The following is a 23,488-nucleotide window of genomic DNA, read 5'->3' as shown; positions in this document are numbered from 1 at the left end:
GGGAATCTAACGCGGCGTCGCGGAGGGTCCGGTGATCGGGCTCATCGCCTCGCTCGGCCGGGTGGGCGGCTTGTAGCTCTCGGGGAAGAGCTCGGCGAGGTGGGCCTGGAGGCGCTCCGGAGAGCCCGGCGTCCCCTGACGCGCGCACCAGGCGTCCAGTTCGCGTCCGAGGATCGCCGCGTTCGGCCGGCCCGACGGGTCCTTCGCGATGGCCCGCGCCACGAGCGTCTGGATCTCGGGGTCGGCATCGGGGAGGCGCATCGAAAGGTCGGGGCTCGGATTGAGCACCACCTCGTCGAAGGCGGCCATCGTCTCATCCTCCGTGAAGAGCGACCGGAGGGCGAAGAGCTCGAACAACACGACACCCATGGAGAAGACGTCCGATCGGGAGTCGACGGCCATCCCCATCAGCTGCTCGGGGCTCATGTAGTGCTTCTTGCCCAGGAGCACCTGCCGCGTGGCGGAGGGGTCGGCCATCGTGCGCGCCTTGGCGATCCCGAAGTCGCCGAGCTTCACGTGGCCGTCCCAGGTGAGCATGACGTTGCCGGGCGACACATCTCGGTGGACGATGTCGAGCCGGCTCCCGTTCTCGTCGACGAAGTGGTGCGCGAAGTCCAGGGCTCGGCAGACGCGGCTCGCGCAATAGGCGGCGACGTCAGGCGGCATGGCGATGCGCCGCGCGCGGTGGGTGTTGATCAGGGTCCGGAGGGAGAGGCCCTTGATGAGCTCCATGGCGATGAAGAGCGTCCCCGCCGATTCCCCGAGTCCGTAGATCTGGACGATGTTGCCGTGCACGAGGTTGGCCGAGAGCTTCGCCTCGTCGATGAACAGCTGCCGCCATTCGGGATGCCGGCCGAAGCGGTCGTGGATGATCTTCAGGGCCATCCGCTTGGTGAAGCCCGCCGGGCCGACCTGCTCGGCCTCGTGCACGGTCGCCATCCCGCCGCGCGCCACCTCGCGGACCAGGACGAAGCGGTTGGTCGTCATCAGTTCGGGATCGGCGGCCATCGTCGGGTGGTGAAGGGGGACGGTGCGGCCCGTTGTCCGGGACGCGGGAGAGGGCGAACTTAATAAGATGCGAAATCACGAAATTCGGGACCTCTCGATCATCGGCGCCGGTCCCGCCGGGCTTTTCGCCCTCTTCTACGCTGGCATGCGCGGCGCTTCGGCGCAAATCATCGACGCCCTGCCGCAGCCTGGCGGCCAGCTCGCCGCCCTGTACCCCGAGAAGCACATCTTCGACGTCGCGGGCTTCCCGAAGGTCCTCGCGAAGGATCTGGTGACGTCGCTCGTCCAGCAGGCCGGCCAGTTCCAGCAGCCCATCCACCTCGGCCAGCGCGTCGTCGGACTCGAGGAGCAGGACGGCATCTTCACGCTCATCACCGAGACCGACCGCTTCCCGTCGCGCGCGATCATCCTCGCGGCCGGCATCGGTGCCTTCTCGCCGCGCAAGCTGCCGCAGGCCTGCGCCGAGCCGTGGTACGGCAAGGGGATCGATGCCGTCGTGCTCCAGCCGACGGCCTACGCCGGCAAGCACGTGACCATCATCGGCGGCGGTGACTCGGCCTTCGACTGGGCGCACCAGCTGCAGGGCGTGGCGAAGAGCATCACCCTCGTGCACCGGAGCGACCGCTTCCGCGCGCATCAGGCCACGGTCGACCAGGTGATGGCGGCCGCGGCCGAGGGTCGCACGGCGGTGCACACGTTCCACGAGCTCGCGGATGTGATCGCGGAGGACGGGCGGATCGTCGCGCTCGAGCTCAAGGACATCAAGGCGAAGACCACGCGTCGCGTGGACTGCGACGTGGTGCTCCCGATGCTCGGCTTCGTCAGCGACATGGGCGCGCTGCTCGAGTGGGGCCTCAATCTCGAGAAGGACGAGATCCAGGTCACGCAGCTCATGGAGACCGGGCGCGCGGGGATCTGGGCCTGCGGCGACGTGAACACGTACCCCGGCAAGCTCAAGCTCATCGCGACGGGCTTCGCCGAGTCGTGCGTCGCGGTGAACCAGGCGGTGCACTGGGTGTATCCCGACAAGAAGGTCAATCCCGGCCATTCCTCCAACCTCGCCGTCTTCGGACAGAAGGACGATTGAGCCGATGATCCGGCGCCGCTCCGCACTCGTGGGACTGGCGCTGCTCCTCGCGGGCGCGCCGGCGCTTGGCGCGCAGGAGACCCGGTGCGAGCGCGGCGACGTGGAGGTGAACACGCTCGCGTTCAGCGGCAATGCCGCATTCAGCGACGCGGATCTCGCGGCGGGGATCGTGACGACCCCGTCGTCGCTGTTGCGGCGCCTGTTCAAGGTCGGCGGCACGCGGCGCTGCCTCGACCGGCGCGAGTTCCCGCTCGACGTGCTGCGCCTCACGGTCTGGTACCGCAACCACGGCTTCGTCGATGCGACCGTCGACACCGTCGTGACCTCGGCGGGGAAGGATCGCATCGACGTGCTCTTCCGCATCACCGAGGGCGAGCCGGTGCTCGTCGACACGGTGCGCTTCGAGGGTCTCGATGCGGTCCCCGAGCGCGCCGCCCTCATGGCGGGGCTGCCGACCGTGGTGGGCGGGCGCTTCGACCGCTACGCGAACCGCGCGACGAAGGACTCGCTGGCGCGCCGATTGCGCGACGGCGGCTATCCGGAGGCCGAGGCGTTCCTCGGGTACGACCTGCGGACGGAGGCACGTCGTGCGACGGTGATCTTCGCCGCCAGCACCGGGCCGCGCCGCCGGATCGGCACGGTGCTCGTCACGCGCACCGGGCGCGAGGGCCGCGAGGCGCGGGTGACGGAGGCGGCGGTGCGCCGGCTCGCGGGGCTGCAGCCGGGCGACCTGTATCGCGAGCGCAACCTCGAGCGCGCCAAGCGCACGCTCTACCAGAGCGAGGCCTTCGCGCAGGTCGACGTCGAGCCGGGGACCGCGCGACCCGACTCGACCCTCTCGGTGGACGTGACCGTGGCCGAGTCCTTCCTGCGCTCGGCGCGGCTCGGCGGGGGCTGGGGAACGCTCGACTGCCTGCGGGCCACGGCGGAGCTGACCGACTACAACCTGTTCCGCACGGCGACGCGCCTCGAGCTGCGTGGCCGCGTGTCGAAGATCGGCATCGGCGCGCCGATCGACGGCGCGAAGGGGTTGTGCAGTCGCGTGGCGCGCGAGGATCCGTATAGCGACACGCTCAACTACTACGTGAGCGCGACGCTCAGCCAGCCCTCGCTGCTGCGCGCGAGCTTCGTCCCCACGCTCTCGCTCTACTCCGAGCGGCGCAGCGAGTACAAGGCGTTCCTGCGGACGACGCCGGTGGGTGCGGCGCTCGCCTTCACCCGCGCGCTGCCGCGCCGAACGCACACCTTCGGGTACAGCATCGAACTGGGACGCACGGACGCGCAGCCGGCCCTCTTCTGCGCGGTCTTCCAGGTGTGCGTGCTCGACGAGCAGGACGAACTGCGCCAGCTCCAGCGCGTGGCCGTGCTGAGCGCCGGCTCGGGATACGAGCGGACCGACAACGCGGTCGATCCGACGCGCGGGGTGACGGCGCGCATCGATGCGCGCTACGCGAGCCGCCTCACCGGCTCCGACACGACGATCCAGTTCGCCCGCATCTCCACCGACGGTGCGGCCTACTTCCCGATGGGCAACGACATCGTCTTCGCGCTGCGGTTGCGGGTCGGCGGCGTGCTCGGGCCGACGCTCGCGCTCGACGAGAGCGACCGCTTCGTCCCGGCGCAGGAGCGGCTCTTCGGCGGCGGGCCCAACACGGTCCGCGGGTACCGGCAGAACGAGCTCGGGCCCACGGTCTACATCCCCGACTCCTACGAGATGGTCTCGCGGGTCACCGGCCTGCCGGTGGCCGCGATCGCGCCCGGGGACACCGTCTACCTGCGGTCGGCCGACTCCATCTCGAATCGCGCCGTGCCGACCGGCGGCAACGCGATGGTCGTCGGCAACTTCGAGATGCGCGTGACGAGCCCGTTCCTCCCCGCGCTGCTCAAGTGGGTCGCCTTCCTCGATTTCGGCCGCGTCTGGCAGCGCGGGTCGAACGTCGGGCGACTGCAGTTCAAGACGCTCGCGCTCACGCCGGGCATCGGCATCCGCATCCGCACGCCCATCGGCTACCTGCGCGCCGACCTCGCGTACAACGACTACCAGCGGCCCGCCGGGGCGGCGTACTTCGACGCCCCGCTCGACGAGGGCGGCCTGCTGTACTGCGTGAGTCCGGGGAACACGCTCGGCGCGGCGTTGAACGCGCAGGGGTTCCTCGAACAGCGCGCCGGCGTGTGCCCGGGCAGCTTCCGCCCGCCGCGCCCGCGCACCGTCTTCAGCCGGCTGACGACGTCGATCGCCATCGGGCAGGCCTTCTAGCATGATGGGACGCCGTCGCCTCGTGATGCTCTGGAGCACCCTGCTGATGCTCGCCATCGGCGCGGGGTTCATCGGGGCGTTCGTCGCGGCGACACAGAGCGTGCGCGGGCGCGATTTCATCCGCGGCGTCGTCGAGGCGCAGATGGGCCGCACGATGCAGGGGACGGTGCGGCTCGGGACGCTGAGCGGGTCGTTCATCACCGACCTCACCATCGACTCGCTCGAGATCCGGGACCCCGACGACTCGCTCTTCGCGGCGACCGGCCCCATCCGGGTGACGTTCGATCCGCGCGACCTCATGGACGGCCGCCTCTTCATCCGCACCGTGGACGCGGCCCGCCCGCGCGTGCACTTCCGTCGCGGCTTCGACTCGCGCTGGAACACCGAGCGGATCTGGCCGAGGCCGCCGGGCCCGCGCCGCGCGCGGAGCCGCGCGAGCTTCGGGTCGCTGCTGGTGCTCGAGCAGGTCGCCGTGCGCGAGGGCCACTTCGCGCTGACGATGCCGTGGGCCCCCGCCGACTCGCTCCGCGGGGCGGCGCGCGACTCCGCCGTGCGCGTGATGCTCGCCGATCCGATCGCCGGCATCCGGCGCGCGGGCGGGCGGCGCTTCACGCGCACCTACGAGTGGCGCGACATCCTCGTCGACGTCCCCCGCATGCGGCTGCTGCATCCGGATTCGGCGGGCCGCCAGATCGCGCTCGCCCGGCTCGACGCGAAGGAGAGCAACCCGCCCTTCACCTTCCACCACGTGGCCGGGGAGATCCGCTGGCTCGGGGACTCCATCGCGTTCGACCTGCCGCGCTTCGCGCTCGCCGGCTCCACCGGCCGCGCGACCGGCAACGTCTGGTGGACGCCGGGCGAGACTCCCGACTACCGGATCCACGTCGTCGGCGACTCGGTCGCGCTCGCCGATGTCGCCTGGATCTCGCCCTCGCTCCCCACCGAGGGGCGCGGGCGGATGACGCTCGACATCCGGAACCAGCCCCGCTCGTCCGAGGTCTTCGAGTACGCGATCAGCGACATGGACGTGTTCGCGCACCGCTCGCGCGTGCGCGGCCGCATGACGTGGGTGATCGGCGGGCCGGTGGCGATCATGAAGGACGTCGACCTCGAGGCGGCGCCGGTGGACTTCGCGCTCATCGAGCGTTTCAACCAGGGACCGCTCGCCTATCCGTTCGCCGGCCAGATCACGGGACGGATGCGCGGGCGCGGTGGCCCGCTCGACCGCTTCGTGATCGACGACCTGCGCATGTCCTATCGCGACGGCAACGTGCCGGGCGCGTTCGCCTCGGGCCGCGCGCGCGGCATGCTCGACATCTACGAGCCCGCGTACACCGAGTTCCGCGGCTTCACCGTCGCGCTCGACTCGTTCGACCTGCGGACCATCCAGGCGGTGAATCCCGACTTCCCGCTGCTGCACGGCAAGCTCTCGGGCTCGGCGGTGCTCGACTCGTCGTGGCTCGACATGCGATTCTCGCAGGGCGACTTCGTCCACTTCGACGGCGACCTGCCGCGCTCGCGCTTCCTCGGCGCGGGACGGGTGACCTCGGGCGAGGTCGAGATGGTGTACGACGTCGCGTTCGAGGCCCAGCCGCTCGCGATGACGACGCTCGCGAGCTCGTTCCCCGAGCTCCCGTTGCGCGGCGACTTCTCCGGTCCCCTCAAGGTGCGCGGCACGCTGCACGACCTGTTCGTCGACGCCGACTTCGAGGGCGACGCCGGGCGGATCGCCGCGAACGTCATGGTCGACATGGAGCTCCCCAAGTACCGCCTCATCGGCGAGACGCGGATCACCGCGCTCGACCCGAGCGTCGCGTTCGCGGACTCCACGCTGCCGAGCGGCGAGCTCAACGCGCGCCTCACGACGGACATCGGCGGCGATTCGCTCGCTGACCTCACCGGCACGGTGGTGCTCGGGCTCGACCGCTCGACCCTCGCCGGCGTGCGCCTGTTCGCCGGCGATGCCCGGCTCGGGTTCGGCGGGGGCGTGATGACGCTCGACACGCTGCACGTCGAGACCACGGTGGTCCAGGTCGACGCTGGCGGCGCGCTCGGCCTCCACGCCGGCCGCGAGGATTCGCTCAACGTGACCGCACGGGTCGATTCGCTCGGCGGCTTCCGGCGCTGGCTGACGTCGAGCGCGACGGACACGCTCGACGGCGGGCTCCAGATCGACGGCGTGGCGCGCGGCTGGGTGCGGGACTTCGCCTTCGACGCGACGCTCGACGGCGAGGGGCTGCTCGTCGGGGCGGCCGGGGTGCGCCTGCTCACGGGATCGGCGGAGCTCACCGGGCTCCCCTCGGCGGCGAAGGGCACGCTCTCGTTGGCCGCGGACACGCTGCGCGCGGCGGGGTTCGCGATCTCCCGTCTCTTCTCGCGCGCGACGCTGGATGGCCGCGGCGGGGCCATGCTCGATCTCGACATGAACGGGGCCAACGGGACGCGCGCGGCCGCGCGCGCGCAGGTGGCGATGGCCACCGACACCGTGCAGGTGCTCCTCGATTCGCTGACCCTGCGCACCGGCCGCCAGCAGTGGCTGCTCGCGTCGCCCGCCAGCTTCACCGCCGGCGCGCCGGGATTCGCGGTGGATTCGTTCGTGCTCAACGGGGCCGGTGGTTCGACCTTGCGGCTCGCGGGCGCGGTGCCCACCACCGGAGAGAGCAGCCTCCGGTTCCGTGCGCGTGGCCTCCCCGTGGCCGATCTGGCCGAGTTGTTGCAGACCCCGGGGAAGCAGGAGGGCGAGATCGCCATCGACGCGCGGCTCGAGGGGACGCGCGCGGCCCCGCAGCTCGAGGCCACCGGGTCGATCACCGGTGGCATCGTCGCGGGGATCCGGCTCGACACGCTGATGCTCACGGCCTCGGGGTCGTCGGACGCACTGCGGCTCGCCGCGACCCTCGGCCCTCCCGGACGCCCGGTCATGATCGGCGAAGGCACGCTGCCGTTCCACCTGCGCCTCGACGAGCGGGGCTCGAGCATGGATGAGCGCGCGCCGATCTCGGCGAGCATCACGAGCGACACCGTGAGCCTGCGCCTGTTCGACGCGATCACGAGCCGCGCGAACGGTGACCCGGGGAGCTTCGCGCTCAACCTGGACGTCTCGGGCACGTGGGAGAAGCCGCGCGTCGAGGGCGGGCTCCTCGTGCGCAACGGCAACGTCTCGCTGGCGCCGCTGGGGGACGTGCGGTGGCGCAACCTCACGGCGGACATCGGGCTCATCGGCGACAGCCTCGCGATCCGGCGCCTCACGGCGAACTCGACCTCGGCCGGGCGCAACGGCAGCGCGTCGGTGAGTGGCTGGGCGCGCGTCAGCGACCGTGAGAACCCCGCCTTCGACCTGTCGGTGCGCGCGCGCAACTTCCACGTCTACAACGTGCGCAATGTCGCCGACATCGACCTCTCCGACAGCCTGCGCATCAACGGCACGATGAACGCGGCGACGCTGCGCGGCGCGCTCACCGCCGATCGCGCCGTCATCTCGATCCCCGAGATCGCGACCAAGGACGTCATCTCGCTCACCGAGTTCGACCAGTTCGGCGTCGTGGACACGAGCGCGCTGCTCGACCGCCGCCTCGCCCCGCGCGTGCTGCCGGCGTTCATCCGGAACCTCACCGTGCGGAACGTCCCGCTCCGCATGGGCAACGACGTCTGGCTGCGCTCGACCGAGGCGAACATCAACCTCGGCGGCGAGATCTCGATCATGCGCGCGCAGCAGGCGCGCGGGCGGCGCAGCGACGAGGCCCAGCTCGCCCTCACCGGCTCGCTGCGCACCGTGCGCGGCACCTACCAGCTCAACATCGGCCCGGTGCAGCGCACCTTCGAGGTCCAGCAGGGCTCGATCGACTGGTTCGGCGACCCGGACTTCGTCTTCAACCCGAACCTCAACATCTCCGCCCAGCACACGGTGCGGCAGTACACCAAACAGGGAGCGCAGCCCGATGTGCGCGTGCGCGTGAACATCGGCGGCACGCTGAACGAACCGACGGCGCTGCTCTCGTCCCCCGACTCGGCACGCGTGAAGAGCGCCGACCTCATCAGCTATCTCGTCACGGGCGGACCCAGCTTCGAGATCGGCGCCGCCGGCGCCAACTATACGTCGACGGCGACGCGGCTGGTGATCAGCTCCCTCGGCAGCATGCTCGGCGGCAAGGCCGGCGGCCTGTGCGACGATGCGCGCGTCTCCACCGCCGCGAGCGACGTGGAGAAGAGCAACCTGCGGACCGGGACGGCGGCGGTGCTCGAAGGCACCCGCTTCAACTGCGGCAAGCAGGTGGGGCGGAATGCCTTCGTGCGCCTCGACGCCGGACTCTGTCAGGTGGGGCAATTCGTCGGTGGGGGCAACTCGCTCAACGCATCGGCGCTCGCCAACTCCATCGGCGTCAAGCTCGACTACCTCCTCCGCGGCGGCTACACCGTCTCGGCCGGCGTCGAGCCCCCGACGAGCGCGGTCCTCTGCAACTCCAACATCAGCGCCCGCGGCTTCGTCCCCGCGCCGCAGCAGTTCGGCTTCGATCTCTTCCGCGCCTGGCGATTCTGACCCCGGACGGTCCGTCCTATCGGCATTGCGCGATCCGCGCCGAGTGCCATCTTCCATGCGTGCGATGTTCCTCCCGTTCCCGCGAATCCTGACCGCATGGCGAGCATCCTGATCATCGACGACGAGGTCGCGATCGCCACGGCGTTCGCGATGTTCTTCCGTCACGACGGCAAGCACCAGGTGACGGAGGCGCACACCGGTGGCGAGGGCATCGAGGCGTTCCGCCGGATCAAGCCCGACCTCGTCCTCCTCGATGTCCGCCTGCCCGACATGACGGGCTTCGATGTGCTCGACGCGATCCGCGACGACCATCCCGTCGTGATCATGGTGACCGCGTACGGCGATGTCCCGATGGCGGTCGACGCGCTGCACAAGGGCGCGGAGAACTTCCTCACGAAGCCGGTGGACCTGAGCCACCTCGCGGCGGCCGCCGAGCGCGCGCTCGAGAAGGCGCAGCTGCGTCGGCTGAGCCGCTGGCTCACCAGCAAGCGGGGCAGCGGCAAGGACCTCGTCTTCGGGTCGTCGGCCCCCATGCGCGAGTTGCAGGCGCAGGTCGCGCTCCTCGCCGGCAGTGACCGCACGACGGCGCTCGTCCTCGGGGAGAGCGGGTCGGGGAAGGGGCGGCTCGCCGAACTCATCCACGCCTCGAGTCCGCGGGCGACGAAGCCATTCGTCGAGGTCAACTGCGCGACGCTGCGGCCCGAGTCGCTCGACTCCGAGCTGTTCGGCGTGGAGGGGTCGCCGGCGACGAACGGCCATACGACGCTCGGCGCGTTCGAGGTCGCGGACGGTGGCACCATCTTCCTCGACGAGATCAGCGATCTCGACCCGGTGCTCCAGCCCAAGCTGGTGCGGGTCCTCGAGGGGAAGGGGTTCCGTCGCGTCGGCGGGACGGTGGAGGTGACGCCGAACGTCCGCGTCATCGCCGCGTCGTCGAAGGATCTCGTCGCCGAGGTCGCGGCAGGACGGTTCCGCGAGGACCTCTACTACCGCCTCGCGGTCATGCCGATCAAGCTCCCGCCGCTCCGCGAGCGCGTGCGCGAGGACCTCGTCGAGCTCGTGGCGAGCGTGCAGGATTCGCTCGCGCCCTCGGTGCCGGGCGCGCCGACGACGGTGGCCGAGCCGGCGCTCGACGCGATGCTGCGGTATCCGTGGCCGGGGAACGTGCGCGAGCTGCGCAACGTGCTCGAGCGCGCGATGCTCGTCGCGCGCGGACAGCCCGCGGTCGAGCTCCAGCACCTGCCGCGCGAGGTGCAGGGCGCGACCGGAGGCGCGGTCACGCACCACGAGCCGCGCTCGCTCGCCGACGTCGAGCGCGCGCACATCGACCGCACCCTGCGCGCGCATGCGCACAACCGCACGCACGCGGCCAAGGAACTCGGCATCTCGCGCGCGACGCTCATCAAGAAGATCCGCGAGTACGACCTGGCCGAGAAGCCGCGGTGAGCCGCCGGACGTCCCCGCTCTCCGGGAGGTAGCGATGTCGGAGGAAGTCGATGCGATGATCTGCCGCGCCTGCGGCAAGAAGGAGCGCGCGTCGGAGGGATATCCCTGCGAGCGCTGCGGCACGTTCATCTGCCAGATCTGCGAGCTGCGCGGCGTCACGCTCTGCGCCTCGTGCGCCGCGATCGAGGATGCCACGCGCGACGCGAACGGCCCCGGGCCGGCGTGAGCGCGCGCGCGTGACGGTCTCGCTCGAGCGGTTCGGCCTCGCGGTCGGCCATGCGACCGACGAGGCGGGCGGCACGGGATGCACCGTCATCCGCGGCACGAACGCCCCGCACCGCGCCGCCGTCGCGGTGATCGGCCGCGCGACGGGGTCGCGCGAACTCGCCCTCCTCGAGCCGGGGCACCTCGTCGAGCGGGTCGACGCGATCCTGCTCGCTGGCGGCTCGGCCTACGGGCTCGACGCGGCGGCCGGCGTCATGCGATGGATGGAAGCGCAGGGTCGTGGGTTCGCCGTCGGTGCTGGCGTGGTGCCGATCGTGCCCGCCGCCGTCCTCTTCGATCTCGGGCCCTGCGGGCGGTGGGACGCGCGGCCGACGCCGGCGATGGCCGAGTCCGCATGCGCAGGGGCCACGAGCACGGCGATCGCCGAAGGAAGCGTCGGTGCCGGTACCGGTCTCACGGTCGGGAAGGTCCTCGGCCGGGACGGGGCGATGAAGGGCGGGTTCGGAGTGAGCGTGGTGGACGGGGTCGGCTGTTCGGCCGCGGCGATGGTCGCGGTGAACGCCTTCGGCGATGTGCGCGACGCGCAAGGCGCGATCATCGCGGGGGCCCGCGCGCCCGGCGGCGGCTTCGCCGGCACCGAGCGTGTGCTGGCCGCGGGCGGTCCGGAGCGCGCGTTCGGAGGTGCCGCGTCGGGTGGTGGCACTCCCAACACCACGCTCGCGGTGGTCGCGGTCGATGCCGCCTTCAGTCGCGTGGAGCTGCACCAGCTCGCGCGATCGGCGACGGCCGCCTATCACCGCCGCCTCGCGCCGGCCGGGTCGAGCTTCGACGGCGACATCGTCTTCGCGCTCTCGCCCATGGACGGTCCGCGCGCGCCATTGGCGCAGGCGGAGGCACTGGTCGTCGCCGCGCTCGAGACTGCGATCGAGCGCGCGGTGCGCCTCGCGCGAGGACGGGACGGCGTCCCGGGCCTCGCGGACGCCGCCGGCCGCTAGGAGACCATCCCGCCCATCGGCGGGAGCGTGACCGCGCCGCCCGAGCGCACATGCAGCAGCAGCTCGGCGCAGAGGTCGCCATCGAGCGCGACCCGCATCACATGCGTGCCGGTCTCATGGATGGGCAGGTCGATCGCGGCGATCACCGGGACATCGAGTTCGGTCGCCCCCGGTGGCGGCGCCCCCACCTCGAGCTCGCCCGACGATGACCAGTGCTCGTCCCCGCCCGGTCCGATCCAGGCGAAGGCGAGCGTGTGCCGACCGACGTCATCGGGCAGGGCCTTGAGCCGGACGATGAGCGTCGCGCGCGGATGCACGGTCGGCAGGGCTCCCACCTGCAGCGCGTCGAACACGCCGAGGATGTTGAGCTTGCCTTCCTGCGAGATGTTCGCGGCGTCGGCGAAGAGGGCGAAGGAGACATGCATGAGGGGAAGATAGCATTCGCATGGGGACTGTGACGGTACGGGGAGGCAGAAGGCAGATGGCGGAACGCGATGGTACAGGCTTCTGCCTTCTTCCTTCCGCCTTCAGCCTTCTTCCCACATTAAGTTCCCTGACGTGTCCACCCCCCAACACCCCCTGCCGTCCCATCGCCCGGCCTCCCACGCGACCGAGATGTCGCTGGTGCTCATGGCCACCATCTGGGGCGTGAACTTCTCGGTGGTGAAGTACGGGACGCAGGTGATGGAGCCGCTCGCGTACAACGCGCTCCGCATGGCGCTGGGGTGCACGGTCCTGCTCGCGCTGGCGAGGTGGCGGCCCGGCAAGCGGCCGTCCCCGGCCGATCTCCGGCGCCTCCTGCTCCTCGGGGTGCTCGGGCACTGCATCTACCAGGTGCTCTTCATCAGCGGCATCGCGCGGACGCGTGCCGGCACCGCGTCGCTCGTCATCGCGGCGAGCCCGGCGATGGTCGCGCTCGTGGCGCGGATGTTCGGGCATGACAAGCTGCCCCTGCGGGCCGTCGCCGGCATCGGACTCTCGATCGCCGGCGTCTTCCTCGTGCTCGGCGGGACGATGAGCGACGAGGGGGCGGGACATGTGACCGGCGACCTGATGATCCTCGCCGCCGTCGCCTGCTGGGCGTTCTACACCAACTGGCTCGTGGAACTCACGCAGCGCGTCGATGCCGTGCAGGTCGCCGCGTGGACGCTCGTCGGGGGCGTGGTGCCGCTGGGGCTCATCGCGACGCCGGCGCTGCTCCGCGTCGACTGGCCGGCCGTCACGCCGCTCACCTGGCTCTCGGTGTTCTACTCTGGCGTGATGGCGATGGTCGTCGCCTACCTGCTCTGGTATCGCGGTGTGCATCGCATCGGCCCGACGCGCACGTCGATGTACGGCAACCTCCAGCCCATCGTCGCGGTGGCCGTCGCCTGGGTCGTGCTCGGCGAGGTGCCGACGCTCTTCCAAGGGGCCGGCGCGGCGACGGTGATCGGCGGCCTCTACCTCTCGCGGCGATGACGCGTGTCGTCCTCTTCGACATCGACGGCACGATCCTGCTGAGCGCGGGAGCCGGCCGTGCGGCGATCGAGCCGGCGCTGCGGGAGTACTTCGGCACCGCGGGCTCCCCGTCGTACCGCTTCGACGGCAAGACCGACAAGCTGATCGTGCGCGACATGATGCGCATGGAGGGCTTCACCGACGCCGAGATCGACGCGCGCATGGACGCCGTCCTGGCGCGCTATCTCGAGCACCTGCGCGTCGCCCTCGCGGACCCCGCGCGCCGCGCGCAACTCCTGCCCGGCGTGGGGCCACTCATCGACGCGGTGGAGGCGGCCGACGACCTCGTGCTCGGGCTGCTCACGGGGAACGTGGTCGAGGGCGCGCGCGCGAAGCTCGCGGCCGTGGACCTCGCCTTCGACCGGTTCGCGCTCGGCGCGTACGGCTCCGACCACGAGGATCGGTCGCAGCTCCCGCCGGTGGCGCTCGCGCGCGCGCAGTCGCTGCTCGGTCGCGCGCTGGCCGGCGATCGCCTCGTGATCATCGGGGACACGCCCGCCGATGTGCATTGCGGGCGCGGCGTCGGCGCGCGGGCGATCGCCGTCGCCACGGGCGGGTACAGCGTCGAGGAGCTCGATTCGCACGCGCCGGCCGCGACCTTCGCCGACCTTCGCGACACGGCGCGCGTGCTCGAGGCGATCCGCGATGCGTGAGGTCGAACTCAAGGCGATCGTCGATGACGCGGACGCCGCGCGTGACGCGATCCGTCGGGCGGGGGCGGCGCTCGCCTATGAGGGTCGGCTCGAGGATCGCCGCTACGACACGCCCGAGTTCGCGCTGCGGCTCCGCGACCAGGTACTCCGTCTGCGCGTCTACCGCGCGGCCACGGTGCGCGCGATGCTCGACTGGAAGGGGCCGACGGCGTACGAGTCCGGCTACAAGGTGCGCGAGGAGCTCTCGACCACCGCCGGCGATCCCGACGCGCTCGCGACCCTGCTGGAGCGGCTCGGGTACGTCGTGACGCGCGAGATCGACCGCCGGATCGAGCAGTACCAATGGGAGGGGGCGACGATCCGCTTCGAGCACTATCCACGGATGGACGTGCTCGTGGAGGTCGAGGGCGACCCGGCGGCGATCGAGCGCGCGATCGCCGCGCTCGCGATGCCGCGCGAGGCGTTCACCACCCAGCGGCTCCCCGACTTCGTGCGCCTCTTCGAGGAGCGCACGGGCGAGCGCGCCGCGATCTGCGACCGCGAACTCCAGGGTGACTACCGCTACTCCGCGACCGATGCCTGAGTACGAGCTTCCCGAGTTCACGCGCTCGTTGCGCGCCCTCGCGGTCCCGTCCACGCCGGGCTCCGACCACGACCGCGTGTTCAAGCCGCTCATCGCCGCGCGCACGGCGGCCCAGAAGGTCCAGTCGGTGGACGCGCAGGTCGCGGCCTTCGATCCGACGCGCCTGGAGCGCGAGTGGCGCGAGGCGATCGCCGCGCTCGCGTCGGCGCGGCACGCGGCCTCGGCGCCGGATCGCCGCGCGCTCGAAGCCGAACTCGACACGCTCGCCGCGCCGGTGTGGGCCGCGCTCAAGGCGCTGCAAGTGGCCGGCACCGCCGCGCGCGCGGCCACGCCCGATCAACGGCGCGCGCTGTGGCAGCGATGGGTCGATGCCGTGCAACGCACCTTCGACGCCGCCGACGACTGGTGGCGCGCCGCCCTCCCCGTGCTCGGCGACCCGCGCGGCCGGCGCGGCGCCCTGTGGCGGCGCGTGCTGGGACGCTCCTCGTGATCGTCGGCGTCGGGTTCGACCTCGTCGCGATCGCGCGCGTGGAGCAGATGCTCGCGCGGAAGGAGCAGCGCGCGCTCGACCGGCTCTTCACGGCCCATGAACAGGCCTACGCGCTCGCACGGGCGCGGCCGGCGATGCACCTCGCGGCGCGGCTCGCGGCCAAGGAAGCGTCCTTCAAGGCGCTCACCGGCTCCGACGAGGCGAAGCTCATCGGCTGGAAGGAGGCCGAGGTCGTCCGCGGGAGCGAGGGGCCGCCGGTGCTCGTGTTCACCGGTCGCGCCGCCGCCCGTGCCGCCGAACTCGGGGTGACGCGGGTGCACCTGACGCTCAGTCACACCGACGAAGTGGCCGGTGGCGTGGTGATCCTCGAAGCGTAGCGCGCGGCGCTTCGCAACCATTCCGGCGGTACCGCTGTCGAATCGCGTGTTCGCCCCACGCGTCGTGCCGGCTCGAGCCGGCGCCCTCCCCGACCGAGCGGTCCCATGTCGTTGCGCATGCTCCTCACCGCCGCGGCCCTCGCGGCGTCCCAACCGCTCGTCGCCCAGACCCGAGCGGCCCAGGCCGCGCGCACCACGATCGCGCCCGTCATCGACGGCCGCCCCGATGATGCCGCTTGGGGTGCCGCGCCCGTCATCGACCAGTTCCTCGAGTACGAGCCGAACACCGGGGCCGAGCCGCGCTTCCGCACCGAGTTGCGGATCCTCTACGACGATCGCTACCTCTACATCCTCGGCCGGATGCACGACCCGGCCCCCGACTCGATCATCTCGCTGCTGTCGCGCCGCGACGTGCGCACCGAGAGCGAGCAGCTCAAGCTCGTGATCGACTCCTACCACGATCGGCGCACCGCCTACCAGTTCATCCTCAATCCGGCCGGCGTCAAGCGCGACTTCTACGTCTACAACGACAACGTCGAGGACCCCACGTGGGATGCCGTCTGGGACGGCGCCGCGGGCATCGACTCGCTCGGCTGGGTGGCGGAGTTCCGCATCCCGTTCAGCCAGATGCGGTTCGCCGACCTCGACGCGCACACCTTCGGCTTCCTCGCCGTGCGCGATGTCGCGCGCACGCGCCAGCGCATCTCGTGGCCGCTCTATCGCCGCGACGTGCAAGGCTACGTCTCGCAGGGCGGCGAGGTGACCGGGATCGGGCGGCTGCCGCAGCCGCGTCGCCTCGAGATCGTGCCCTACTCGGTCACGAAGAACCTCACGCGCCCCGACGGGCCGGGGCAGTGGACGCACCCGTTCCAGCAGACGTTGGGCGCCGACGTGAAGTACGGCATCTCGTCCAACCTCACGCTCGACGCGACGATCAACCCCGACTTCGGCCAGGTCGAGGCCGACCCGGCGGTGCTCAACCTCTCCGCCTTCGAGCAGTTCTTCGAGGAGCGGCGCCCGTTCTTCCTCGAGGGCGCCGGGATCTTCGACTTCCGTACCGCCTGCGACGATATCGACGAGGGCTGCACGGGGCTCTTCTATTCGCGCCGCATCGGGCGCGCGCCGCAGCTGGGCGGCCGCTACTTCGATCCGGCCAATCCCACCTCCTCGCGCATCCTCGGGGCGGCGAAGATGTCGGGCCGGTTCAGCAACGGGCTCAACGTCGGGTTCCTCGACGCGGTCTCGCAGGAGGAGCAGGGCGGGCTCGGCCGGACGATCGAGCCACGCACCAACTACGCGGTGGCGCGCGTGCAGCAGGAACTCCGGAAGGGGCAGGGCGGCGTGGGGCTCATGCTCACCGCCGTCAACCGCACGCTCGACGCCGACACGCGCGACTTCCTCCGCGGCGAGGCCTACACCGGCGGGCTCGACATGCGGCAGCGGTTCCTCGGCGGGAACTACGAGCTGCACACCTCGCTCAGCGGCAGCCTCGTGCGCGGCGACCGTACGGCGATCGCCTCGACCCAGCGCGACGGCGTGCACCGGTACCAGCGCCGCGATGACGACATCGCCTTCGACTCGCTCCGCACCGCGCTCGCCGGCGATGCGCAGCGCATCTCCGTCTCCAAGTTCGGCGGCGGCATCACCCGGTTCCAGTCGGTCTACCAGCGCTACTCGCCGGGATTCGAGTCCAACGACCTCGGCTTCCAGTCCCGCGCCGACGACCAGATGTTCCGCAACTGGTTCTCGTTCCAGCTGCAGCAGCCGACGCGCCTCTACCGCCGGGCGTTCGTGAACCTCAACGCCGTGGCGAACTGGACCACCGGCGGGCTGCGCACCCAACTCGGACTCAATACCAACTCGCATGTCGAGCTGCCGAACACCCACTGGGTGCACTTCGGCATGAACGGCACGCTCCCCGGGTCATACGACGACCGGAGCGCGCGCGGCGGCCCCGCCTTCCGGCGCGCCTCGAGCGTCGAGGGGTGGATGGGTTGGGAAGGTGACCGTCGCATCGCCTACACGCCGACTCTCTTCGGTGGCATGTGGCGCGGCGACGAGTGGCGCTCGCGCGGCTGGTGGGTCAACCCGGGCTTCCAGTTCCGCCTCTCGTCGCGCTTCAACGCGAGCCTCTCGGGGAACGTGAACTACGGGCTCAACGACACGCAGTGGCACTCCAACGCCGGCGACGTCGCGAGCGACACGGCGCACATCACCTTCGCCGAGCTGGAGCAGTGGACGGTGGGCATCACCTCGCGGCTCAACTTCACGGCCACGCCGACGCTCTCCATCCAGCTCTACGCGCAGCCGTTCGTCTCGGTGGGCGACTTCCGCGAATGGAAGGAACTCGGCGACGCGCGGGCGAGCGACTACGACACGCGCTTCGTCCCCTACGGCGGCGGCGCCGATCCCGGCGGCTTCAACTTCAAGCAGCTCCGCACCAACACCGTCGTGCGCTGGGAGTACCGCCCCGGGTCGGTCCTGTTCTTCGTCTGGCAGCAGGGCCGCGATCGCGGCCTCGACGCGCCGACGGACTTCGACTTCCGCCGCGACATGGGTGACCTGTTCGACCTTCACCCGGACAATACGTTCTTGGTGAAGTTCAGCTACTGGCTCAACCCGTGAGGACGAACGAGGAGCAAGGACCGAAGGTCAAGCAAGAATCCGCTTGAGCCAAGGACGAGGAACCGGCCCTCCCGCTCACCCCTGACTCCTCCCCCTAACGCCATCCCCCTTCCCCTCACGTCCTTCCCCTTCCCCTCGTTCCTCGCTCCTTCTCACGCCATCACGGCCGGCCGCCCCGGCCCGACCTTGCTCCTGAGCGCCATCCACGTCGCCCCCGCCGCCACGAACCCCAGCGCGATCATCTGCGCCATCGTGAACGTCCCGAAGAACCGGTCGTCCTTCGCGCGGAAGAACTCCACGATGAACCGCTCCGTCCCCTGCAGCACGCAGTAGACGCCGAAGAGCCAGCCCTGCGCGTGCTTGTGGTCGCGCAGGCGCCAGAGGATGAAGAACATCACCAGGCCCATCGCCGTCTCGTAGAGCTGCGTCGGGTGCACCGCCAGCACCTGCTGCGCCGGCATGTCGGCGAAGTCCTTCAGCCCGAACTGCTGCACGAGATTCTGCACCGTGCTCGGTGGCGCACCGTCGGGGAAGGCCACCGCGAGCGGGCCGTTCCAGGGCGTGCCGTAGTCGTCGCCCACCGCCCAGCATCCGCTGCGGCCCACCGAATACGCGGCCGCGAGTCCGGGCGCCGTGGCATCCGAGATCTTCGCGAAGCTCTCCTTCTTCATGAGCACCACGACAACGCTCCCGAGGATGCCCCCCATCAGGCCGCCCCAGAAGACGAACCCCGCGCGACTGAACAGCGCGCTCATGTCGCCCACGAGGAACGCGTAGTACAGCTTGGCGCCCAGCAGGCCGCCGATCACCGACGCCACGGTGATGTCGCCCATGATCTCCGAGCCCCAGCCGCGACGGTCGAGCTCCTCGCTCGCGACCGACTGCCCGATGAGGAAGGCGAGCAGCATCGCGAGCCCGAAGCCGGTGAGTTCCAGCGGCCCGAACTGGTAGGCGAACGGATGGTGGGTGATCGGTTCCATGGGCCGAAAGCTATCCGGCCGCCGTCGCGGGGGCGACGAGCCCCGGGATCGGCAGCGCCGCGTGCGCGTTGAGCGCGGCCCCGTCCCGCTGGCCCGCCGTGTAACGGAACAGTCCCGCCGCGGCGATCATCGCCGCATTGTCGGTCGCGAGCCGCGGGGAGGGCGCGAAGACGGTCCCACCCATCTCGGCGGCGGCGATCGTCATCGCCTCGGCCAGCGTCCGGTTGCACGCCACCCCGCCCCCGAGCACGATCCGCGTCCGGCCATGCGCACGCGCGGCCCGGATCGTCTTGGCGACCAGCGTCCCGATGAGCGCGTCCTGGAAGCCGCGCGCGATGTGCGGTCGGTCGCGCTCGAGGTCGTCGCTCGCGCGCACGGCGAGCAGCACCGCGGTCTTGAGTCCGCTGAACGAGAAGTCGTAATAGTCGGCGTCGCCCAGGTGCTGGCCGCTGTGGAGCATCGGCTTGGTGAACTTGAAGCGGCCCGGTTCACCTTCGCGCGCGAGCGCCTCGATGTGCTTGCCGCCGGGGTAGGGGAGGCCCATCAGCTTCGCGGTCTTGTCGAAGGCCTCGCCGGCCGCGTCGTCGCGCGTCTCGCCCAGCAGGCGATAGCGACCCCACGCCTCGACGTCCAGCAGCAGCGTGTGACCGCCCGACACGAGCAGCGCGGTGAAGGGCGGCGTGGCGAGCGGATGCTCGAGCGCCGTCGCGAAGAGGTGCCCTTCCATGTGATGCACGCCGACGAGCGGCTTGCCCAGCGCGTGGGCCAGCGCCTTGGCGTAGCTCACACCGACGAGCAGCGCGCCCACCAGGCCCGGCGCATGCGTCACGGCGATGGCGTCGATGTCGTCGAAGCCGCGCCCCGCGTCGGCGAGGGCCTGGCGCGTGACGGGCACGACGGCGGTGAGGTGCTCGCGCGACGCGATCTCGGGGACGACGCCGCCGAAGATGCGGTGCACGTCCTGCGAGAGGATCACGAGCGACTCGAGCCGCGGGGCGTCCGGCGAACCGGACACCACCGCGGCCGAGGTCTCATCGCACGAGCTCTCGAGCGCGAGCAGCCGTGTCATTGGGGGTCGCCGAGGCGGGGAGCGTCACAGGGGCCTTCGGGGCAGGGAGTCCGTCGGGCCGCGGCTCGGCGAGGAGTCGTTCGAGGAACGCGATGTTGGTCTCGCTCGACCAGTCGTCCGCGCCGATGATGCGGCGGCGGATGGTGCCTTCGCGGTCGATGATGAACGTCTCGGGCACGCCTGTCGTCTGGTACTGCTGTCGGATCGCGCCCGGGGCGTCGTGCAGCAACTCGAACGAGAGGCCGAGTTCCTCGGCGAAGGCCGTGATCCGTGCCTCCATCCCAGGGTCGTCGACGCTCACCGCGACGATCCGGAGTCCCTTGGGCCCGAGTCGCTGTTGCAGCCGCTCCATGCTCGGCATCTCGATGCGACACGGGCCGCACCACGTCGCCCAGATGTTCAGCAGCACCACCTCGCCGCGATAGTCGTCGATCGACTTCGCGCTCCCCGGCGTCTGACCACCGCTCGTCCGGCCGGCGAGCGTGACGGCGGAGAAGGTGGGAGCCTCGCCGCCGATCTTGAGCGGGAACAACTCGTCACCCAGCGCGGTCACCGCCGCCCAGAGCCCCGCCGCCATGAAGGCGACGGCGCCGGCGATGATCAACCACTGCTTCCGGTCCGTCACGCCTGCTCCGCGCAGAGCGCGCGCAGCGCCCGGATCTCCGCGCGAGGGTCCTTCGCCGAGAAGACCGCGTTCCCCGCCACGAACGTGTCGGCCCCCGCCGCCCAGCAGGCGGTGATCGTCTCGCGCGCGATGCCGCCGTCCACCTCGAGCAGGGCGCGGCTGTTCGCCTCGTCGAGCATCCGGCGCGCGCGCGCCACCTTCGACACCGAGCCGGGGATGAACTTCTGCCCGCCGAAGCCCGGGTTCACGCTCATGATGAGGAGCAGGTCGAGGTCGGCCGCCACTTCGCGCACCGTCTCGAGCGAGGTGCTCGGGTTGAGCGTCGCGCCGGCGTGCACGCCGAGCTCCTTGATGCGCATCACCTGGCGATGAAGGTGCGGCGCGGTCTCGACGTGGATCGTGATCGTGTCCGCGCCCGCCTTCGCGAAGCTGTCGAAGTACTTCTCGGGTTCCACGACCATCAGGTGGCAGTCGAGCGGCAGCGACGTGAGCTTCTTGCAGGTCTCGATCACCTTCGCGCCGAAGGTGAGATTGGGCACGAAGACGCCGTCCATCACGTCCACGTGCAGCCAGTCCGCGCCACCCTCTTCCAACATCTTCAGGTCCTCGGCGAGCTTCCCGAAGTCGGCCGAGAGCAGGGACGGGGCGATGCGGACCTTGCGCATGATCAGAGTGCTCCCCGGCGCAGGCGCGCCGCGAACGAACCATCGGTACCGTGCCGCTGCGGCAGCACGCGGAGTCGACCGGCGTCGAGCACCGTCGCGGGCACGGCGCCCTCGGGCGGCGGCTCGAGCGTCCAGCCGGGATTGTCGGCGAGGAACGACTCGACCTGCGCGTCGTTCTCCTCCGGCTCGAGCGAGCAGGTGGAGTAGATGAGCAGGCCGCCCGGCGCGACCGCCTGCGCCGCCGCGCGCAGCACCGCGCGCTGCGTCGCGCCCATCACGGCGAGGTCGGAGGTGCGGAGCCGCCAGCGCGCGTCGGGGTGCCGCCGGAAGGTGCCGGTGCCGGTGCAGGGCGCGTCAACGAGCACCGCGTCGAAGGTGCCGAGCTGCGCCGCGTCACGCGCGTCGCTCACGACCGCCGTCACATGGTCGAGTTCGAGACGGTCGATCGTCTCCTGCAATCGCACGAGCCGCGCCTCGCTCGAGTCGGCGGCGGTCACGTAGCTCGCGGTGCGCGCGAGTTCGACCGTCTTGCCGCCCGGAGCGGCGCAGAGGTCGGCGACCTTGGCCCCCGCGGGGATCGCCGCGTACTGGGTCACGAGCGTCGCCGCCGGGTCCTGCACGAAGCAGCGGCCCTGCTGGAACGCACCGAGCGAGGTGAGCACGGTGCCCGGCGCGAGCTGCATCGAGTCGGCGACGAGCGGCGCGTCGGTCACCTCCACGCCCGAGGTCTCGAGCATCGCCTCGAGCTGCTCGCGCACCACGCCCCAGGGCCGCACGATGAGCGGCGCCTCGCGGTTGTTCGCCTCGAGGAGCGCGCGCGTCTCGTCGGCCCCCCAGCGCGCCACCCAGCGCGCGACGAGCCAGCGCGGATGCGAGCCCTCGATCGCGAGCGCCTCCACCGGGTCGGACGGCAGCGCCGGCTCGAGCGCGTCGCCGCGTTCGCGGTCGAGGCGCCGGAGCACCGCGTTCACGAGCTTGCTCGCGCCGATGCCGTGGCGGTGCTTCGCCAGCTCGACCGTCTGCGCGATGGCCGCGTACGGCGGCACGCTCCCCATGTGGAAGAGCTGGTAGGCCCCGAGGCGGAGCAGGTCGGCGAGGTCGCCGTCGAGCCGCGCGATGCCCCCGCGCACGCGTGGCGCCAGCAGGTGGTCGATCCACCCGCGACGGCGCAGCATCCCCCACACCAGCTCCTGCGTCCACCGACGGTCGCGCGGGTCGAGCGCGCTGGCGCGGCGGTCGAACGCGGCGTCGAGTAGCACCCCTTGCCGGAGGTCGGCCAGGGTGTCGGCGGCGGCGATGCGGGACTCAGTGACCATCGAGAGCGAGGGCGGCATACCCTCGAAATCTAGTCACGGTCAGGCGGCTGGACCGTCGGCCGCCTCCCAGTGGTCCCCGGGGCTGACGCCTCGCCCCTGCGCCCAGTCGAGCGCCGCGATCCGCCGCTTCCCGGCGGGATGGACCGCCTCCACCGCCACCGCCCCGCTCCCGCAAGCGACGATCATCCCCATCTCGCCGACCTCGAGGACCTCGCCCGGGTCGCCCTGGCGGTCCTCGATCGCGCGTGCGCCGAAGAGGCGCACCTCGCCGCCGCGGAGCAGACCCCACGCGCCCGGCTTGGGGTCGTACCCGTGGATGGTGCGCGCGACCTGACGGGCCGACTGCCGGAAGTCGATCCGCGCCATGGCGCGCTCGATCTTCGGCGCATAGGTGACGCCGGCCTCGTCCTGCGGCTGTTCCTCCACGCCCCCGAGGTCGAGCATCGTGACCGCCTCGACGATCGCCTCGGCGCCCAGCTCCGCGAGCCGCTCGGTGAGCTCGCCCGCCGTCTCCATCTCGTCGATCGGCGTGCGGAGCGCGAGGAGCACCGGCCCCGCGTCGAGCGCGAGCACCATGCGCATGATGCAGACGCCCGTCTCCTCGTCCCCGGCGAGCATCGCCGCCTGGATGGGCGCGGCACCGCGCCAACGCGGCAACAGCGACGCATGGATGTTGAGCGTGCCGAGGCGCGGAAGGTCGATCAGGTCCTGCTTGAGGATGTGCCCGTAGGCGACCACCACCGCGAGGTCCGGCTCGAGCGCGCGCAGCGCCGCCATGAACTCCTCGCCGCGCGGCCGGTCCGGCTGCAGCACCTGGATCCCTTCCTCGAGCGCGACGACCTTCACCGGCGACGGCACCAGCGTCGAGCGCGAGCGCCCCTGCGGGCGGTCAGGCTGCGTCACCACCGCGACCACATCGTGCCCTTCGCCGATCAGGGCGCGGAGGGGCGGGGTGGCGAAGTCGGGGGTGCCGAAGAAGAGGATTCGCACGAAGGAGCGAGGAGCGAGAGGAAGGGAGAAGGGAAAGGGGGAGACGTGAGGGAGAGCGACGAA

20 protein-coding genes are annotated in these 23,488 nt (G+C 71.3%); 12 read left to right on the top strand and 8 right to left on the bottom strand.

Annotation, left to right across the window (positions count from 1 at the left end; translation table 11 throughout):
- Positions 1–6 precede the first annotated feature (6 nt).
- Positions 7–1,008 carry a serine/threonine protein kinase gene (locus IPJ78_02920; protein MBK7905492.1) on the bottom strand — a complete coding sequence of 334 codons (1,002 nt, stop codon included), beginning with the start codon at positions 1,006–1,008 and terminating at the stop codon, positions 7–9.
- Between the two features lie 67 nt (positions 1,009–1,075).
- Between IPJ78_02920 and IPJ78_02915 the strand changes: the two genes are divergently transcribed.
- The 6 genes from IPJ78_02915 to IPJ78_02890 all read left to right on the top strand — a co-directional run bounded on the left by IPJ78_02915 (position 1,076) and on the right by IPJ78_02890 (position 11,555).
- Positions 1,076–2,095, top strand: coding sequence for an NAD(P)/FAD-dependent oxidoreductase (locus IPJ78_02915; GenBank protein MBK7905491.1), 1,020 nt, complete (start codon positions 1,076–1,078; stop codon positions 2,093–2,095).
- A 4-nt stretch (positions 2,096–2,099) separates the two neighbouring features.
- Entirely contained in the window at positions 2,100–4,352 is a 2,253-nt protein-coding gene (locus IPJ78_02910) for a BamA/TamA family outer membrane protein (protein MBK7905490.1), read from the top strand.
- A gap of 4 nt (positions 4,353–4,356) precedes the next feature.
- Entirely contained in the window at positions 4,357–8,889 is a 4,533-nt protein-coding gene (locus IPJ78_02905) for a translocation/assembly module TamB (protein ID MBK7905489.1), read from the top strand.
- Between the two features lie 96 nt (positions 8,890–8,985).
- Positions 8,986–10,335 carry a sigma-54-dependent Fis family transcriptional regulator gene (locus IPJ78_02900; GenBank protein ID MBK7905488.1) on the top strand — a complete coding sequence of 450 codons (1,350 nt, stop codon included), beginning with the start codon at positions 8,986–8,988 and terminating at the stop codon, positions 10,333–10,335.
- A 34-nt stretch (positions 10,336–10,369) separates the two neighbouring features.
- Positions 10,370–10,561, top strand: a complete 192-nt coding sequence (locus IPJ78_02895) for a hypothetical protein (GenBank protein ID MBK7905487.1) — start codon at positions 10,370–10,372, stop codon at positions 10,559–10,561.
- Positions 10,562–10,571: 10 nt separating this feature from the next.
- Positions 10,572–11,555, top strand: a complete 984-nt coding sequence (locus IPJ78_02890; protein MBK7905486.1) for a P1 family peptidase — start codon at positions 10,572–10,574, stop codon at positions 11,553–11,555.
- Here the strand turns inward: IPJ78_02890 and IPJ78_02885 are convergent.
- Positions 11,552–11,980, bottom strand: a complete 429-nt coding sequence (locus IPJ78_02885) for a hypothetical protein (protein ID MBK7905485.1) — start codon at positions 11,978–11,980, stop codon at positions 11,552–11,554. The two genes, IPJ78_02890 and IPJ78_02885, sit on opposite strands and share 4 nt — an antisense overlap.
- A 133-nt stretch (positions 11,981–12,113) precedes the next feature.
- Between IPJ78_02885 and IPJ78_02880 the strand changes: the two genes are divergently transcribed.
- The 6 genes from IPJ78_02880 (at position 12,114) to IPJ78_02855 (ending at position 17,780) form a co-directional block, all read left to right on the top strand.
- Positions 12,114–13,013 carry a DMT family transporter gene (locus IPJ78_02880; GenBank protein ID MBK7905484.1) on the top strand — a complete coding sequence of 300 codons (900 nt, stop codon included), beginning with the start codon at positions 12,114–12,116 and terminating at the stop codon, positions 13,011–13,013.
- A complete protein-coding gene (locus IPJ78_02875) occupies positions 13,010–13,705 on the top strand; it encodes a haloacid dehalogenase-like hydrolase (protein MBK7905483.1) in 696 nt (231 codons plus the stop codon). Before IPJ78_02880 ends, IPJ78_02875 begins: the two co-directional genes overlap by 4 nt.
- Positions 13,698–14,288, top strand: a complete 591-nt coding sequence (locus IPJ78_02870; protein MBK7905482.1) for a CYTH domain-containing protein — start codon at positions 13,698–13,700, stop codon at positions 14,286–14,288. Before IPJ78_02875 ends, IPJ78_02870 begins: the two co-directional genes overlap by 8 nt.
- On the top strand, positions 14,281–14,778 hold the full coding sequence (locus tag IPJ78_02865) for a hypothetical protein (protein ID MBK7905481.1): 498 nt from the start codon (positions 14,281–14,283) through the stop codon (positions 14,776–14,778). Before IPJ78_02870 ends, IPJ78_02865 begins: the two co-directional genes overlap by 8 nt.
- Entirely contained in the window at positions 14,775–15,155 is a 381-nt protein-coding gene (acpS, locus tag IPJ78_02860; protein ID MBK7905480.1) for a holo-ACP synthase, read from the top strand. The genes IPJ78_02865 and acpS overlap by 4 nt, the downstream gene beginning before the upstream one ends.
- 105 nt (positions 15,156–15,260) lie before the next feature.
- A complete protein-coding gene (locus IPJ78_02855) occupies positions 15,261–17,780 on the top strand; it encodes a carbohydrate binding family 9 domain-containing protein (protein ID MBK7905479.1) in 2,520 nt (839 codons plus the stop codon).
- Positions 17,781–17,932: 152 nt separating this feature from the next.
- Here the strand turns inward: IPJ78_02855 and IPJ78_02850 are convergent, their stop codons facing one another.
- From IPJ78_02850 to IPJ78_02825, 6 genes are read right to left on the bottom strand one after another with little or no spacing between them, the layout of a single operon-like run.
- Positions 17,933–18,760, bottom strand: a complete 828-nt coding sequence (locus IPJ78_02850; GenBank protein ID MBK7905478.1) for a prolipoprotein diacylglyceryl transferase — start codon at positions 18,758–18,760, stop codon at positions 17,933–17,935.
- 10 nt (positions 18,761–18,770) lie between these two features.
- Complete coding sequence (gene tsaD, locus IPJ78_02845; protein MBK7905477.1) at positions 18,771–19,829, bottom strand: tRNA (adenosine(37)-N6)-threonylcarbamoyltransferase complex transferase subunit TsaD; 1,059 nt, start codon at positions 19,827–19,829, stop codon at positions 18,771–18,773.
- Positions 19,792–20,454: a TlpA family protein disulfide reductase gene (locus tag IPJ78_02840; protein ID MBK7905476.1), complete on the bottom strand. Its 663-nt coding sequence runs from the start codon at positions 20,452–20,454 to the stop codon at positions 19,792–19,794. Before IPJ78_02840 ends, tsaD begins: the two co-directional genes overlap by 38 nt.
- The gene (locus IPJ78_02835; protein MBK7905475.1) at positions 20,451–21,119 is read right to left on the bottom strand and encodes a ribulose-phosphate 3-epimerase; all 669 of its coding nucleotides are present in this window, start codon (positions 21,117–21,119) and stop codon (positions 20,451–20,453) included. The genes IPJ78_02840 and IPJ78_02835 overlap by 4 nt, the downstream gene beginning before the upstream one ends.
- Before the next feature lie 2 nt (positions 21,120–21,121).
- On the bottom strand, positions 21,122–22,453 hold the full coding sequence (gene rsmB, locus IPJ78_02830) for a 16S rRNA (cytosine(967)-C(5))-methyltransferase RsmB (protein MBK7905474.1): 1,332 nt from the start codon (positions 22,451–22,453) through the stop codon (positions 21,122–21,124).
- 21 nt (positions 22,454–22,474) lie between these two features.
- Entirely contained in the window at positions 22,475–23,425 is a 951-nt protein-coding gene (locus IPJ78_02825; GenBank protein MBK7905473.1) for a methionyl-tRNA formyltransferase, read from the bottom strand.
- Positions 23,426–23,488 lie beyond the last annotated feature (63 nt).

Source organism: Gemmatimonadota bacterium, assembly GCA_016714015.1.
Lineage (GTDB): Bacteria > Gemmatimonadota > Gemmatimonadetes > Gemmatimonadales > Gemmatimonadaceae > Pseudogemmatithrix.
The sequence above is the reverse complement of the archived record's forward strand: the minus strand, read 5'-3'. Positions and strand labels throughout refer to the sequence as shown.